The organism is Pseudomonas sp. PL-6, from assembly GCF_054110165.1.
In genome coordinates this window covers 3,204,457-3,217,794 of sequence record NZ_CM134189.1, presented here as the reverse complement: position 1 = coordinate 3,217,794, position 13,338 = coordinate 3,204,457, and the positions used below count along the sequence as shown (strand labels likewise).

At 64.4% G+C, this 13,338-nt stretch carries 11 protein-coding genes; 4 read left to right on the top strand and 7 right to left on the bottom strand.

The window, feature by feature from the left end; genetic code table 11:
• Positions 1-13: 13 nt before the first annotated feature.
• The 3 genes from ACW9UL_RS13595 to acnB form a co-directional block, all read right to left on the bottom strand.
• On the bottom strand, positions 14-1,225 hold the full coding sequence (locus tag ACW9UL_RS13595; protein ID WP_397498464.1) for a CmpA/NrtA family ABC transporter substrate-binding protein: 1,212 nt from the start codon (positions 1,223-1,225) through the stop codon (positions 14-16).
• 188 nt (positions 1,226-1,413) lie between these two features.
• Positions 1,414-1,623, bottom strand: a complete 210-nt coding sequence (locus ACW9UL_RS13590; protein WP_122109788.1) for a YgdI/YgdR family lipoprotein — start codon at positions 1,621-1,623, stop codon at positions 1,414-1,416.
• Between the two features lie 143 nt (positions 1,624-1,766).
• Entirely contained in the window at positions 1,767-4,367 is a 2,601-nt protein-coding gene (acnB, locus tag ACW9UL_RS13585) for a bifunctional aconitate hydratase 2/2-methylisocitrate dehydratase (RefSeq protein WP_017677178.1), read from the bottom strand.
• Between the two features lie 403 nt (positions 4,368-4,770).
• Between acnB and ACW9UL_RS13580 the strand changes: the two genes are divergently transcribed.
• Complete coding sequence (locus ACW9UL_RS13580; protein WP_031303887.1) at positions 4,771-5,247, top strand: DUF1289 domain-containing protein; 477 nt, start codon at positions 4,771-4,773, stop codon at positions 5,245-5,247.
• Positions 5,248-5,375: 128 nt separating this feature from the next.
• On the opposite strand, the gene uspL is transcribed toward ACW9UL_RS13580, so the two are convergent.
• Positions 5,376-6,239: a universal stress protein UspL gene (uspL, locus tag ACW9UL_RS13575; protein WP_122107997.1), complete on the bottom strand. Its 864-nt coding sequence runs from the start codon at positions 6,237-6,239 to the stop codon at positions 5,376-5,378.
• A gap of 157 nt (positions 6,240-6,396) precedes the next feature.
• On the opposite strand from uspL, the gene ACW9UL_RS13570 reads away from it, so the two are divergent.
• Positions 6,397-7,050, top strand: a complete 654-nt coding sequence (locus ACW9UL_RS13570) for a MiaE family protein (protein WP_457787334.1) — start codon at positions 6,397-6,399, stop codon at positions 7,048-7,050.
• A gap of 105 nt (positions 7,051-7,155) precedes the next feature.
• Here ACW9UL_RS13570 and lpxH read toward each other — a convergent pair whose 3' ends face one another.
• Positions 7,156-7,899, bottom strand: coding sequence for a UDP-2,3-diacylglucosamine diphosphatase (gene lpxH, locus ACW9UL_RS13565; RefSeq protein ID WP_457787333.1), 744 nt, complete (start codon positions 7,897-7,899; stop codon positions 7,156-7,158).
• Positions 7,900-7,903: 4 nt separating this feature from the next.
• Complete coding sequence (locus ACW9UL_RS13560; protein ID WP_021445885.1) at positions 7,904-8,401, bottom strand: peptidylprolyl isomerase; 498 nt, start codon at positions 8,399-8,401, stop codon at positions 7,904-7,906.
• A gap of 362 nt (positions 8,402-8,763) precedes the next feature.
• On the opposite strand from ACW9UL_RS13560, the gene ACW9UL_RS13555 reads away from it, so the two are divergent.
• Both ACW9UL_RS13555 and cysS read left to right on the top strand, forming a co-directional pair.
• Entirely contained in the window at positions 8,764-10,431 is a 1,668-nt protein-coding gene (locus ACW9UL_RS13555) for a glutamine--tRNA ligase/YqeY domain fusion protein (RefSeq protein WP_397498462.1), read from the top strand.
• A 150-nt stretch (positions 10,432-10,581) separates the two neighbouring features.
• On the top strand, positions 10,582-11,964 hold the full coding sequence (cysS, locus tag ACW9UL_RS13550; protein ID WP_457787332.1) for a cysteine--tRNA ligase: 1,383 nt from the start codon (positions 10,582-10,584) through the stop codon (positions 11,962-11,964).
• 51 nt (positions 11,965-12,015) lie between these two features.
• On the opposite strand, the gene ACW9UL_RS13545 is transcribed toward cysS, so the two are convergent.
• Positions 12,016-13,293 (bottom strand): MFS transporter, encoded by a 1,278-nt coding sequence (locus tag ACW9UL_RS13545; protein ID WP_457787331.1) that lies wholly within the window; start codon positions 13,291-13,293, stop codon positions 12,016-12,018.
• Between the last annotated feature and the right edge of the window lie 45 nt (positions 13,294-13,338).

Here is a 13,338-nt window from a genome sequence, read left to right as displayed (position 1 = left end):
ACTCTCCGGGCGATTACAGGGCGACAGCCGGGCTGTCGGCCAGGGCGTGGAGACGGAAGCTGCGGGCGTAGCCGGCCGGGTCGCTGCCGTCCCAGCGGGTGCCATCCTGCAGCGTGGCGCTGCGCATGTCCGCGGGTATGGGGATATTCAGCGCCTGCGCCGCCTCGCGGTAAAGCTCCAGTTGCTGCACCTGGCGGGCGACGCCGAGGTAGTCGGGGTCGCTGCGCAGCAGGCCCCAGCGGCGGAACTGGGTCATGAACCACATGGCGTCGGACAGGTAGGGCAGGTTCACCGCGCCCTCGCCATGAAAGCGCAGCGGATGGGCGTCCTGCCAGGCGTGACCGAGGCCGTCCTGGTACTGGCCGAGAAAACGGGGCTGAATGGCCGACAGCGGTGCGTCGACGTAGTCGCGGCCGCTGAGCAGTTGTGCCGTGCTGCGCTTGTTCTCCTCGCTCTCGTCGATGAAGCGACTGGCTTCCAGCACCGCCATGATCAGCGCGCGGGCGGTATTGGGATACTGCAGGGCGAATTCGCGGGTGCAGCCGAGCACCTTCTCGGGGTGATCGGCCCAGATCGACTGACTGGTGGCGACGGTACAGCCAAGGCCCTCGTCCACCGCCTGCGCGCTCCACGGTTCGCCGACGCAGAGACCGTCGATGCGGCGCGCCTTGAGGTGCGCGATCATCTGCGGCGGCGGCACCACCACGCTGTCGACGTCGTGCAATGGGTGAATGCCCTGGCTGGCCAGCCAGTAATAGAGCCACATGGCGTGGGTGCCGGTGGGGAAGGTCTGGGCGAAGGTCAGGCGTGCACCTTGTTGGTGCGCGCGATGCAGCAGTGCTTCGCCACTGCTCACGCCTGCGGCCAGCAGCGGCTGCGACAGGTTGATGCTCTGACCGTTCTGGTTCAGGCCCATCAGGACCGCCATGTCGGTAGCCGGAGCGCCGCCCAAGCCGAACTGGACACCATAGATCAGGCCGTAGAGGCTGTGCGCGGCGTCCAGTTCGCCGCTCAGCAGCTTGTCGCGCAGCCCGGCCCAGGAACTCTGGCGCTGCAGATTGAGGGTCAGTCCGTGTTTCTCGGCGAAGCCCTGAGTGGCGGCCACTATCACCGAGGCGGCATCGGTCAGGGCCATGAAACCGATGTTCAGCGTACGCTTCTCCGGCGCATCGCCGATCCCGGCTCCACCCGGCGCATCGCTGAGGACTGCTTGTCGTTCGCTCATGTTGCTTGTCCCTTCTCCACGCAAAAAGGCGCCGCACCCACGTCCGCCACTGGGGCAGCAGGGGAACGACGCCATTGTCGTGAGCGGCTTCCGCCGTTGGAAGCGCTCTGTTATCGGGACTGAAGCAATGCATATGCCATCACGGGCGGCGTGCTGGCGTTTGCCGATCTTTGAGGGGGAGGCGCTAGCTAGCGCTCCAGCATCTGCTTGACGTTGCTCTGCGGGATCTGCTGCTTGCGGCCTTCGCTGTCGGTGAACTCGAGCATGCCGGTGTCCCGATCCAGTTCCGGCTTGCCGTCGCTGGTGAGCATCTGTCCATCGGTGGTGGTGATGATGTACTCGCTGCTGCAGCCGGCCAGGCCGAACAGGCACAGGGCGGCGATGATCCATGGCTTCATGATGTGCTCCTGAATGGTCGTATGGGGTGTTCCCAATTCAGAAGGTAGACGCTGCCGTTGCCGCCGCAAGGCGCCGCGACGTTTTGCGCCAGCCATAAACAACAAGCCCCGCACGGGGCGGGGCTTGTTCTACAGCGCTGGGATCAGGCCTGAACGACCGGGATCTTGGCGTTGGCCGCCGCTTCGCGGAAGTCGGCGATCTGGTCGAAGCTCAGGTAGCGGTAGATATCGCCAGCCATGCTGTCGATATCCTTGGCGTAGACCATGTACTCCTCGACGGTCGGCAGCTTGCCGAGAATCGAAGCGACCGCTGCCAGTTCGGCAGAGGCCAGGTACACGTTGGCGCCATCGCCCAGACGGTTCGGGAAGTTACGGGTGGAGGTCGATACCACGGTGGAGTTGGCAGCCACACGTGCCTGGTTACCCATGCACAGCGAGCAGCCCGGCATCTCCATACGTGCACCGGCCTTGCCGTAGATGCCGTAGTAGCCTTCTTCGGTCAGCTGGTGAGCATCCATCTTGGTCGGCGGCGACAGCCACAGACGGGTCGGGATACCGCCCTTGACCTTGTCCAGCAGCTTACCGGCAGCGCGGAAGTGACCGATGTTGGTCATGCACGAACCGATGAACACTTCGTCGATCTTGTCGCCAGCCACGGTGGACAGCAGGCGGGCGTCGTCCGGGTCGTTCGGGGCGCACAGTACCGGCTCGTTGAGCTGGCTCAGGTCGATTTCGATGACTTCGGCGTACTCGGCGTCCTTGTCGGCTTCCATCAGTACCGGGTTGGCCAGCCAGGCTTCCATCGCCTGAGCACGACGCTCCAGGGTACGGGCATCACCGTAGCCTTCGCTGATCATCCAGCGCAGCAGGGTGATGTTGGACTGCAGGTATTCGGCGATGGCGGCTTCCGGCAGCTTGATGGTGCAGCCGGCAGCCGAACGCTCGGCGGAGGCGTCGGACAGCTCGAACGCCTGCTCGACGGTCAGGTTGTCCAGGCCTTCGATCTCGAGGATGCGGCCGGAGAAGATGTTCTTCTTGCCCTTCTTCTCGACGGTCAGCAGGCCCTTCTGGATGGCGTAGTAAGGGATGGCATGGACCAGGTCACGCAGGGTGATACCCGGTTGCATCTTGCCCTTGAAGCGCACCAGAACGGATTCCGGCATGTCCAGCGGCATGACGCCGGTGGCGGCAGCGAAGGCGACCAGGCCGGAACCGGCCGGGAAGCTGATGCCGATCGGGAAGCGGGTGTGCGAGTCGCCACCGGTGCCGACGGTGTCCGGCAGCAGCATGCGGTTCAGCCAGCTGTGGATGATGCCGTCGCCAGGACGCAGGGATACGCCGCCACGGGTGCGGATGAAATCCGGCAGGGTGTGGTGGGTGGTGACGTCGATCGGCTTCGGATAGGCCGCGGTGTGGCAGAAGGACTGCATCACCAGGTCAGCCGAGAAGCCCAGGCAAGCCAGGTCTTTCAGCTCGTCGCGGGTCATCGGGCCAGTGGTGTCCTGGGAGCCGACGGTGGTCATCTTCGGTTCGCAGTAGGTGCCCGGACGCACGCCTTCGACGCCGCAGGCCTTGCCGACCATTTTTTGCGCCAGGGTGAAACCCTTGGTGCTGGCAGCAGGCTGGTCCGGCTTCTTGAACAGGTCGGAAGCGCCCAGGCCCAGTTCGGCACGCGCCTTCTCGGTCAGGCCACGGCCGACGATCAGCGGGATACGGCCGCCAGCGCGGACTTCGTCTAGCAGCACCGGGGTTTTCAGTTCGAAGGTGGTGATGACGTCGTCGGTGCCGTGCTTGCAGACTTTGCCGGCGTACGGGTAGACATCGATCACATCGCCCATGTTGATGTTCGATACGTCGAACTCGATCGGCAGGGCGCCGGCATCTTCCATGGTGTTGTAGAAGATCGGGGCGATCTTGGTGCCGAAGCAGAAGCCGCCAGCGCGCTTGTTCGGAACGTACGGAATGTCGTCACCGAAGAACCACAGCACCGAGTTGGTGGCGGACTTACGGGACGATCCGGTACCGACCACGTCACCGACGTAGGCAACCGGGAAACCTTTGGCCTTGATCTCTTCGATCTGCTTCAGCGGGCCGATGGCGCCTTGCTGCTCCGGCACGATGCCGTCGCGAGCCATTTTCAGCATGGCCAGGGCGTGCAGCGGGATGTCAGGGCGCGACCAGGCGTCCGGGGCAGGGGACAGATCGTCGGTGTTGGTTTCGCCAGGCACCTTGAACACGGCCAGGCTGTATTTCTCGGCGATGGCCGGCTTGTTGGTGAACCACTCGCCATCGGCCCAGGACTGCAGCACGGCCTTGGCGTTGGCGTTGCCAGCCTTGGCTTTTTCGGCGACGTCGTGGAAGGCGTCGAACATCAGCAGGGTGTGCTTGAGTTGTTCGGCGGCAACGGTGCCCAGGGCGGCATCGTCCAGCAGCTCGACCATGGTGGCGATGTTGTAGCCGCCCTGCATGGTACCCAGCAGCTCGACAGCGCGTTGCTTGCTGATCAGCGGAGAGGTGGCTTCGCCCTTGGCGATGGCAGAGAGGAAGCCGGCCTTGACGTAGGCCGCTTCGTCCACGCCTGGCGGTACGCGGTTGGTGATCAGGTCTACGAGGAATTCTTCTTCGCCAGCCGGCGGGTTTTTCAGCAGCTCGACCAGGCCTGCGGTTTGTTCGGCGTTCAGCGGCTGGGGCACGATACCCTGAGCGGCACGCTCTGCTACGTGTTTGCGATAGGCTTCAAGCACAGTTATTACCCTCATCAGTGGTCCCAAAGGGTTGTCCGGGACGCGATCCAGATACTCATGACCAGGCGCTTTTCGACTTTATGAGCCGATCAGCCGAGGTTTCATGAGTCTCTTGTAGAAGCTGCTTTCAAAGTTTTACGCCGGCAGGACGGTTTCTGATGAGGGCTGACGCAGACGCTCGGGGGGACTCCAAGTGGCTGCGTCGCCATCGTACCTGCAGGATCGACTGTGCTCGTGACGCTTTGAAAACAGCTTCCAACGGACATTGGCGCCGTAAAAGGCGGGCCGATTCTAATGGAAAGCGCAGATAAAGTTAAGCCAAAGCCCTGGGCTTGGCGGGGGTGATCTTGCTTAGACAAAGGGCTAACATGCTCGGCCGTCCTGCTGTCTATATTGCTTCTCCATGTCCAATCAACGCATCAAGACGCCTTGCGTGGGTCTGTGCTCGACCGTTTACGGCGATGTGGTATGCCGCGGTTGCAAGCGTTTTCACCACGAGGTGATCAACTGGAACAGCTACGGCGACGAGGAAAAGCGCGCCGTCTGGCTGCGCCTGGAAGTGTTGCTGGTGCAGGTGATGACGGCCAAGGTCGAGGTGTTCGACGAGCAGCGCCTGCGCACCCAGCTGGAGCAGCGGCAAATCCGTTTCGTGCCGCAGCAGTCGCCCTATTGCTGGGCCTACCAGCTGATCGCACGCGGCGCGCGGGTGATCAACCAGCTCGATGCCTACGGCATGGCGCTGCTGCCCGAGTTCCGTGGCTGGGCCTTGCCGGAGCTGCGTGACGCCATCGACCGCGAGTTCTTCCTGCTCTCCGAGGCGCACTACGAGCGCTATATCGCGCCGAAATTCCTCCGCGAAGGCCTGGAACTGCGCGTGTGAGACCGGGTGGGTAGCCCGGATGCAATCCGCCAGCTCGCGCACGGCGATCCACTCCCTGGCTTTTGTCCGGCGCACAAAAAATGCCGCTCGCATTTGCGAGCGGCATTTTTGTCTGGCTGGCGTTCATTTCAGCGTTGCGCCACCAGCTCTTCGAGGTGGGCGATGATCTCGTCCGGCTTGAGCACCAGCACGTCGCTTTCCAGCGAGTCGAGAATCACTTCGGCGGTATTGCCGATCAGGGCGCCGGACAGCCCGGTGCGTGCCACGGTGCCGATCACAGTGACCACGGCGCTGAGCTGGTGGGCGATCTGCGGGATCAGCACGTCGGCCGGGCCTTCGACTATGTGCAGGCGATCGTCGCCGATCTCGTATTCGGCCTGGAAGCTCCTGCACTGCTCGCGGTAGCGTGCCTCGATGGTTTCCTTGAGCTGGAAGGTCGGGTCGGCCGCCGACAGCATCGGCGTCGGGTGGGCGGTGATCACGTGCAGTTCGCCCTTGGCCAGGCCGGCGATGTCGTAGCCGTGGCTGATGATGCCGGCGTGCAGGGTGCGGTGCTCGCCGTCGGCATTGCCCACGTCCACCGCGGCGAGGATGGTGCCGCCGGTCCAGGGCTTGTCGGTCTTGACCATCAGCACCGGGCCTGGGCAGTAGCGCAACAGCTTCCAGTCGTCGGGGGTGAGGATGGCTTTCTTCAGTGGGTTGTCCGGCAGGTGCTGCTTGACTACCAGGCCGCAGCCTTCGGCCTGTTGCACGGCGATGATGGTCTGGTGCGGGCTGTCGTGCCAGGCCTGCTGGGCGGAGACGGCGAAACCTTCCTCGCTCAGGCTGCTGCTGAGGTCGTTGAGCCAGGCGCTGTGCTCGCCCTTCTTGTCGCACACCAGCAGGTGCAGGCGCGATTGGGTGACTCCGGCTATCAGTTTCGCGCGCTTGAGCGCGAGGCCCTCCGGGTGCTGCGGCTCCATTACCACCAGGATGCTGCGGATCGCTTGCATGGTCGTCTCCCTGAGAATGAGTGGCACTTGTTCAACTATAGCGGTGCGCGGTTGACGGGCTTGTTGACCTGCATCAACGGCGCGCTGGCCGTCTTGGCGCTCACTCGTATAATGGCCCGTCATTGCCAACCCCGCCAGCGTTCGAGAGCGCCCCCTGATGATGTCAATTGCCCAGCATATTCCGAGTAAAGGCGAGGAAAGCGCGTCGATCCTGCAGGAAATTCTCGATTTTCTCGGCGGCGTCGCCACCCCGGCGGCCTGGCTGGACGAGGCCCTGCGCCAGCAGGAAATCCTCCTGCTCGACCACCGCAATCTGGAATACAAGGCGGCGCAGACGGCCCTGAGCCTGATGGGGCGCTACCTGACCAAGACCGAATTGACCGCGAGAATGTCGCGTTTGGCCCGTGAGGAGCTGGTGCACTTCGAGCAGGTGAGCAAGATCATCCGCGGCCGCGGCATCGAGGTTCGCCACGTTTCCGCTTCGCGCTACGCCGCCGGCCTGCGCGCGCTGCTGCGGGGCGGGGAAGTGGAGCGGCTGGTGGATGTGCTGGTGATCGGCGCCTTTATCGAGGCGCGTTCCTGCGAGCGCTTCGCCGCCCTGGTGCCGCGCCTGGATGCCGAACTGGCCAAGTTCTACGCCGGGCTGCTGGAGAGTGAAGGGCGCCACTATCGGGGCTATCTCAAGCTCGCCTACCTCTATGGCGACTCAGCCGACGTGGATGCGCGTATCGAAGTGGTGCGCGCGGTGGAGCAGGAGCTGATCACCTCGGCGGACGAGCAGTTCCGTTTCCATAGCGGTGTGCCGGCCTAAAAGCGGGCGGGAAAACGCGCACAAAACATGTAGGAGCGGCTTCAGCCGCGAACACGGCGATAACGGCCTTTCGCGGCTGAAGCCGCTCCTACAAATTTGTATGAGCTACGGTTTGGAGGCTCCTGCGGGAGCAAGCTCGAACGGCGCCTGGTTGAACCCCTCGTCATCGACCTGCAGCGCCCACCCCTGGCGATCCCAGTCACCCAGCACGATGCGCCGCGCCGCTTGGCCGTTGACTTCCAGCTCATGCAGCGCCGGCCGATGGGTATGCCCATGGATTAGCGTACGCACACCGTACTCGCCCATCACCCTGACCACTTCCTCGGGCGTGACATCGACGATTTCGCTGGCTTTCATCCGCGTCTGCGCGCGGCTTTCGTTGCGCAGCTTGCGCGCCAGCTTCTGTCGGGTGCCCAGTGGCAGGTTGCGCAGGATCAGCAAGGACAGCGGGTTGCGCAGCCAGCGACGCAGCTTCATATAGCCGACATCCAGGGTGCACAGGCTGTCGCCGTGCATCAGCAGCACGCGCTCTCCGGCCATTTCGACCAGGCTGGGATCCTTCAGCAGGGTACAGCCGGCCTCGCGGCAGAAGCGCTGGCCGATGAGGAAGTCGCGGTTGCCGTGCATCAGGTAGATGCGCGTGCCGGCGTCGCTCAGTTCGCGCAGCGCGCGGGCGATTTCATGCTGGAAGGGCGTCATGCCATCGTCGCCGATCCAGACTTCGAAGAAGTCGCCGAGGATGTACAGCGCCTCGGCCTGGCGCGTGCGAGTGGCGAGAAAATGCAGAAACGCCCGGGTGATGTCCGGGCGTTGCTCTTCGAGATGCAGATCGGAGATCAGCAGGATCATCGACTTACTCGGCGACGACTTCGGCCTTCTCGATGATCACGTCGTCCACCGGTACGTCCTGGTGGCCGGCCTTCATGGTGGTAGCCACGGCCTTGATCTTCTCGACCACGTCCATGCCTTCGACCACTTCACCGAACACCGCGTAGCCCCAGCCTTGAACGGTCGGTGCGCTGTGGTTGAGGAAGCTGTTGTCGGCGACGTTGATGAAGAACTGCGCGCTGGCCGAATGCGGCTCCATGGTGCGGGCCATGGCGATGGTGCCGACCTTGTTGGCGACGCCGTTGTTGGCTTCGTTCTTGATCGGCGCGCGGGTCGGCTTCTGCTTCATGCCCGGCTCGAAACCGCCGCCTTGGATCATGAAGTTGCCGATCACGCGGTGGAAGATGGTGCCGTCGTAGTGGCCTTCCTTCACGTACTGTTCGAAGTTGGCCACGGTTTCCGGGGCCTTGTCGGCGAACAGCTTCAGGGTGATGACGCCGTGGTTGGTGTGCAGTTTGATCATGGGGGGACTCACTCTCGAATGGGGCAGGGCACCGAGCTCGGGCGGGCGCCGGAGCGGCCACTGCATTGCAGCTGTCAGGGGGTTGACGGGTTGGGTATGATACGGGCTTTGTTCCAGTCGGCCTACCCAGGGGGAATCTCTAAAAACTACCTGCGTTGCCATTGCTGCGTTAAAAACAGGCTCGGAATGCTCATTTACAACTCGTAAACTGCGCTTCCTCGCCTGTTTGACTCGCTGGCGCTCACCCTTCGGGCCAGCCTTTGGCTGTTACTCCCGTTGGTCGTTGCGCCTTGCTCTGGCTGCCTCGCCTACGTTTTTAGAGGTTCCCCCCTGCGCCGCGCCAGCATGATCTTAAGGACCCCATGAGCAAGCCCACCGTCGAAAAAGCCGCCAACTTCCTGCGCCCCATCGTCCAGGCCGATCTGGACAGCGGCAAGCACGCCAAGATCGTCACCCGCTTCCCGCCGGAGCCCAATGGCTACCTGCATATCGGTCATGCCAAGAGCATCTGCCTGAACTTCGGCCTGGCCCAGGAGTTCGGCGGCGAGTGCAACCTGCGCTTCGACGACACCAACCCGGCCAAGGAAGACCAGGAATACATCGATGCGATCAAGGCCGACGTCGAGTGGCTGGGCTTTTCGTGGGCCGGTAGCGAGCGCTACGCCTCCGACTACTTCGACCAGCTGCATGCCTGGGCCATCGAGCTGATCAAGGCCGGCAAGGCCTTCGTCTGCGACCTCAACGCCGACGAGATGCGCGCCTACCGCGGCAGCCTGACCGAGCCGGGCAAGAACAGCCCGTTCCGCGAGCGTTCGGTGGAGGAGAACCTCGACCTGTTCGCCCGCATGAAGGCCGGCGAGTTCGCCGACGGCGCCCGCTCGCTGCGCGCCAAGATCGACATGGCCTCGCCGAACATCAACCTGCGCGATCCGATCCTCTACCGCATCCGTCACGCCCATCACCATCAGACCGGCGACAAGTGGTGCATCTACCCCAGCTACGACTTCACCCACGGTCAGTCGGACGCCATCGAGGGTATCACCCACTCCATCTGCACCCTGGAGTTCGAGGACCATCGCCCGCTCTACGAGTGGTTCCTGGCCAACCTGTCGGTGCCGGCGCAGCCGCGTCAGTACGAATTCGCCCGGCTCAACCTGAACTACACCATCACCAGCAAGCGCAAGCTCAAGCAGCTGGTCGATGAAGGCCATGTGCAGGGCTGGGACGATCCGCGCATGTCCACCCTGTCCGGCTACCGCCGCCGCGGCTACACCCCGGCCTCGATCCGCGCCTTCTGCGACATGATCGGCGTCAACCGCGCCGGCGGCGTGGTCGATATCGGCATGCTGGAGTTCGCCATCCGCGAGGACCTGGACGCCAACGCCGCCCGTGCCATGTGCGTGCTCAAGCCGCTCAAGGTCGTCATCACCAACTACCCGGAGGGCCAGGTCGAGAACCTCGAACTGCCGCGCCATCCCAAGCAGGACATGGGCGTGCGCGTGCTGCCGTTCAGCCGCGAGCTCTATATCGACGCCAGCGACTTCGAGGAAACCCCGCCGGACGGCTTCAAGCGCCTGATCCCGGGCGGCGAGGTGCGCCTGCGTGGCAGCTATGTGATCCGCGCCGACGAGGCCGTGAAAGACGCCGCCGGCAACGTGATCGAGCTGCGCTGCAGCTATGACGAGAACACCCTGGGCAAGAACCCGGAAGGCCGCAAGGTCAAGGGTGTGATCCACTGGGTGCCGGCCGCCGAAAGCGTCGAGTGCGAAGTGCGTCTGTACGATCGCCTGTTCCGTTCGGCCAACCCGGAGAAGGCCGAGGAGGGCCAGACCTTCCTCGACAACATCAATCCGGATTCGCTGGTGGTGCTCAAGGGCTGCCGCGCCGAGCCGTCGCTGGCCCAGGCCGCGCCGGAAGAGCGTTTCCAATTCGAGCGCGAAGGCTACTTCGTCGCCGACCTGAAGGACTCGCAGCCGGGCAAGCCGGTGTTCAATCGTACCGTCACCCTGCGCGACTCCTGGGGGCAATAACGGCTGTCAAATTGCTGCGCTCGATCATGCTGTGTTGAAGCGAGGTTCGGAATGCTCGTGTACTGCAGTACATTCCGCTTCCTCATCCCGCTTCGCCTTGCCTGATCTTCGCTCGCTGCTTTGAAAGCCGTTCTTGAGGAATCTGAAAAGATGCTGAGCATTTACAACACCCTGAGCAAGACCAAGGACGCCTTCCAGCCGCTGGAAGGCAACAGCGTGCGTATGTACGTGTGCGGCATGACCGTCTACGACTTCTGCCATATCGGCCACGCCCGGGTCATGGTGGCCTTCGACGTGGTCACCCGCTGGCTGCGCCAGCGCGGCTATGACGTGACCTACGTGCGCAACATCACCGATATCGACGACAAGATCATCAAGCGCGCGCAGGAGAACGGCGAGCCGTTCGAGGCCCTGGTCGAGCGCATGATCAAAGCCATGCACGAGGATGAGGCGCGCCTGAACGTGCTGCGCCCGGACATCGAGCCGCGCGCCACCGGCCATATCGCCGGCATGCACCAGATGATCCAGACCCTGATCGACAAGGGCTACGCCTACGCCCCGGGCAATGGCGACGTGTACTACCGCGTCGGCAAGTTCGAAGGCTACGGCAAGCTGTCGCGCCGCAAGATCGACGAGCTGAAGATTGGCGCGCGTATCGAAGTGGACGAGATCAAGCAGGACCCACTGGACTTCGTGCTGTGGAAGGGCGCCAAGCCCGGCGAGCCGAGCTGGGATTCGCCCTGGGGCAAGGGCCGTCCGGGCTGGCACATCGAGTGCTCGGTGATGTCCACCTGCTGCCTGGGCGAGACCTTCGACATCCACGGCGGCGGCCCGGACCTGGTGTTCCCGCACCACGAGAACGAGATCGCGCAGAGCGAGGCGGCCACCGGCAAGCTCTACGCCAAGGCCTGGATGCACGCCGGCGCGGTGCGCGTGGACGGCGAGAAGATGTCCAAGAGCCTGGGCAACTTCTTCACCATCCGCGAGGTGCTGGAGAAGTACCACCCCGAGGTGGTGCGCTACCTGCTGGTGTCCAGCCACTACCGCAGCCCGATCAACTATTCCGAAGACAGCCTCAAGGAAGCCAAGGGCGCCCTGGAGCGCTTCTACAACGGCCTGAAGGGGCTGCCGGAAGTGGCACCTGCCGGCGGCGAGGAATTCGTCGAGCGTTTCGGTGCGGCGATGGATGACGACTTCAACTCGCCGGAAGCCTGCGCTGTGCTGTTCGAGATGATCCGCGAGGTCAACCGCCTGCGCGAGACCGACGTCCAGGCTGCCGCCGGCCTGGCCGCCCAGCTCAAGCAGCTGGCCTACGTGCTCGGTGTGCTGCAGCTGGAGCCCGACGCCTTCCTGCAGGCCGGCGCCGCCGGCAAGGTCGACGCCGCCGAGGTCGAAGCGCTGATCGCCGCGCGCCTTGCGGCCCGCGCCGAGAAGAACTGGGCCGAGAGCGACCGCATCCGCGACCAGCTCACCGCCATGGGCGTGGTGCTGGAAGACGGCAAGGGCGGCACCAGCTGGCGCCTGGCCGAGTAACAGATTGCGCAGGTAACGCGACAAGGGCCGCTTTCGAGCGGCCCTTGTCGTTTATGCGAGGGCTGCGCGGCGGCCGCGCTCCAGGTCGACGCTGGCCAGGATCAGCAGGCCGATCACGAAGTAGCTGCCGGTGATCAGCATCGCCAGGCGATGGTCGCCGCCGCTCAGCCAGCTGGTCAGGCCGTAGGTCATGGGGCCGAGGATGGACGCCAGCTTGACCGCCTGGCCCCACAGGCCAAAGAACTCCGCCAGGCGCGTGGCCGGTGCCAGCAGGCCGACTATGGCGCGCCCGGCCGACTGGCTGGCGCCCATGCACAGGCCAGCGAGGTTGGCGGCCAGCCAGAACAGCCCCGGCCCCTGGGCCGCCCAGACCAGACCGACCATGGCGATCCAGCCCAGCAGGGTAAGGCTCAGGGTGGCGCGGTGGCCGATGCGGTCCTGCAGCCAGCCGAACAACACGGCGCCGATGGCGGCGGTGACGTTCACCGCGAAGATCAGCAGCAGGGTGTCCTGGGTGCTGAAGCCCATGACCTGGTCGGCATAGATGGCGGCCAGGGTGATCACCGCCGAGATGCCGGCCTGATAGCACACGGTGCACAGCAAAAAACGCAGCAGGTCGCGGTAGCGCCCGGCCTCACCCAGGGTCTGGGCGAGGCGTGCCCAGGCCGCCCGTGCGGCGGTGGCGGCGCCCAGCTGCGGCCGGCTGCGCTCGCGCAGGAAGAGAAAGGTGGGCGTGCAGGCGATGGCGAACAACGCCGCGGTGATCAGCATGCAGGCCGGCACGAACTGCTCGGCACTTTGGCCCTGTGCCTGGGCCCAGGTCACGTAGGCCAGGCAGGCGCCCAGGCTGACCAGTCCGCCGATATAGCCGAAGCCCCAGCCCCAGCCAGAGACCCGGCCCAGCGCCTCGCGTCGGGCCAGTTCGGGGAGGAAGGCGGCGATCAGGTTCTCGCCGGTGCCGAAGCAGAAGTTCGACAGCACGATAAAGATCAGCGCCACGACCAGCGTGTCCGGCCCGGCCAGTGCCAGCCCCGCGGTAAACAGGATGCAGCCGAGGGCGCTGACCAGCAGCAGGCGCTTCTTGCAGGCGAGGGCGTCGGCATAGGCGCCGAGCAGCGGCGCGCTGAGGATGATCAGGGCATAGGACAGGGCGATCGCGCTGGTCCAGGCCAGGGTGCCCCAGGCCTGGCCGCCGGCTACCACGGCGACGAAGTAGGCGTTGAACACCGCGGTGATCACCACCGTGGTGTAGCCGGAGTTGGCGAAGTCGAACATCGCCCAGGCCCAGACTTCTCGGCGGCGTACGCCGGGGGCGAGACTGCTTGGCATGCGGCTCTCTCTTTCATCGCGTTGGTAGCTGCAAGCCTAGCCGGG

Excerpts from the sequence above, each read along its gene's own strand:
- ACW9UL_RS13595 (WP_397498464.1), bottom strand. The coding sequence starts at position 1,225 with ATGAGCGAACGACAAGCAGTCCTCAGCGATGCGCCGGGTGGAGCCGGG.
- ACW9UL_RS13590 (WP_122109788.1), bottom strand. The coding sequence starts at position 1,623 with ATGAAGCCATGGATCATCGCCGCCCTGTGCCTGTTCGGCCTGGCCGGC.
- ACW9UL_RS13580 (WP_031303887.1), top strand. The coding sequence starts at position 4,771 with ATGTCCAATCAACGCATCAAGACGCCTTGCGTGGGTCTGTGCTCGACC.
- uspL (WP_122107997.1), bottom strand. The coding sequence starts at position 6,239 with ATGCAAGCGATCCGCAGCATCCTGGTGGTAATGGAGCCGCAGCACCCG.
- ACW9UL_RS13570 (WP_457787334.1), top strand. The coding sequence starts at position 6,397 with ATGATGTCAATTGCCCAGCATATTCCGAGTAAAGGCGAGGAAAGCGCG.
- lpxH (WP_457787333.1), bottom strand. The coding sequence starts at position 7,899 with ATGATCCTGCTGATCTCCGATCTGCATCTCGAAGAGCAACGCCCGGAC.
- ACW9UL_RS13560 (WP_021445885.1), bottom strand. The coding sequence starts at position 8,401 with ATGATCAAACTGCACACCAACCACGGCGTCATCACCCTGAAGCTGTTC.
- ACW9UL_RS13555 (WP_397498462.1), top strand. The coding sequence starts at position 8,764 with ATGAGCAAGCCCACCGTCGAAAAAGCCGCCAACTTCCTGCGCCCCATC.
- cysS (WP_457787332.1), top strand. The coding sequence starts at position 10,582 with ATGCTGAGCATTTACAACACCCTGAGCAAGACCAAGGACGCCTTCCAG.
- ACW9UL_RS13545 (WP_457787331.1), bottom strand. The coding sequence starts at position 13,293 with ATGCCAAGCAGTCTCGCCCCCGGCGTACGCCGCCGAGAAGTCTGGGCC.